Source organism: Rathayibacter sp. AY1C6 (genome assembly GCF_002931535.1).
Classification (GTDB): Bacteria; Actinomycetota; Actinomycetes; order Actinomycetales; family Microbacteriaceae; genus Rathayibacter.
In genome coordinates this window covers 1-1,812 of the sequence record NZ_PSWC01000045.1, presented here as the reverse complement: position 1 = coordinate 1,812, position 1,812 = coordinate 1, and the positions used below count along the sequence as shown (strand labels likewise).

Here is a 1,812-nt window from a genome sequence, read left to right as displayed (position 1 = left end):
GCCCACACACCCAGGCGTGAGAAAAGGATCCGGAGAGTCGACCCCGCCACCCGAAGGCAGCCGGCCCGGTCCCTCAGGACCCAACAGCGTGCATGTACCCGACTCCACCGCCCCGACGCGTTCCCAACCCGAAGGCTGTACTGACGCGAGACGATCTCACCGAGCACCTAGTTCAATGTTCCACCCATGAGCTACCAGCAAAGACATTCGCTTTGATCTGGCGCCTGGAACACCCTGCGGTGTCCAGATGCTCCTTAGAAAGGAGGTGATCCAGCCGCACCTTCCGGTACGGCTACCTTGTTACGACTTAGTCCTAATCACCGATCCCACCTTCGACAGCTCCCTCCTTGCGGTTAGGCCACTGGCTTCGGGTGTTACCGACTTTCATGACTTGACGGGCGGTGTGTACAAGGCCCGGGAACGTATTCACCGCAGCGTTGCTGATCTGCGATTACTAGCGACTCCGACTTCATGAGGTCGAGTTGCAGACCTCAATCCGAACTGAGACCGGCTTTTTGGGATTCGCTCCACCTTACGGTATCGCAGCCCTTTGTACCGGCCATTGTAGCATGCGTGAAGCCCAAGACATAAGGGGCATGATGATTTGACGTCATCCCCACCTTCCTCCGAGTTGACCCCGGCAGTCTCCTATGAGTTCCCACCATGACGTGCTGGCAACATAGAACGAGGGTTGCGCTCGTTGCGGGACTTAACCCAACATCTCACGACACGAGCTGACGACAACCATGCACCACCTGTATACCGACCTTGCGGGGCAACCATTTCTGGAAGTTTCCGGTATATGTCAAGCCTTGGTAAGGTTCTTCGCGTTGCATCGAATTAATCCGCATGCTCCGCCGCTTGTGCGGGCCCCCGTCAATTCCTTTGAGTTTTAGCCTTGCGGCCGTACTCCCCAGGCGGGGAACTTAATGCGTTAGCTGCGACACGGAGACCGTGGAAAGGTCCCCACATCTAGTTCCCAACGTTTACGGCGTGGACTACCAGGGTATCTAATCCTGTTCGCTCCCCACGCTTTCGCTCCTCAGCGTCAGTAACGGCCCAGAGAACTGCCTTCGCCATCGGTGTTCCTCCTGATATCTGCGCATTCCACCGCTACACCAGGAATTCCATTCTCCCCTACCGCACTCTAGTCTGCCCGTACCCACTGCAGGCCCGAGGTTGAGCCTCGGGTTTTCACAGCAGACGCGACAAACCGCCTACGAGCTCTTTACGCCCAATAATTCCGGACAACGCTTGCACCCTACGTATTACCGCGGCTGCTGGCACGTAGTTAGCCGGTGCTTTTTCTGCAGGTACCGTCAAGCCGAAGCCCTTCTTCCCTACTAAAAGAGGTTTACAACCCGAAGGCCGTCATCCCCCACGCGGCGTTGCTGCATCAGGCTTTCGCCCATTGTGCAATATTCCCCACTGCTGCCTCCCGTAGGAGTCTGGGCCGTGTCTCAGTCCCAGTGTGGCCGGTCACCCTCTCAGGCCGGCTACCCGTCGTCGCCTTGGTGAGCCATTACCTCACCAACTAGCTGATAGGCCGCGAGTCCATCCTTGACCGAAAAACTTTCCACCCGCACCCGATGCCGGGGCAGGTCGTATCCGGTATTAGACGCCGTTTCCAGCGCTTATCCCAGAGTCAAGGGCAGGTTACTCACGTGTTACTCACCCGTTCGCCACTAATCCACCCAGCAAGCTGGGCTTCATCGTTCGACTTGCATGTGTTAAGCACGCCGCCAGCGTTCGTCCTGAGCCAGGATCAAACTCTCCGTAAAAAAATTACGACCCCCAACCCCGAAGAGAAGG

The 1,812-nt window shown here is 57.3% G+C and carries 1 rRNA gene; it reads right to left on the bottom strand.

The features are described from left to right. Window positions 1-258: 258 nt before the first annotated feature. Window positions 259-1,781 (bottom strand): 16S ribosomal RNA (locus tag C5D36_RS16415). Window positions 1,782-1,812 lie beyond the last annotated feature (31 nt).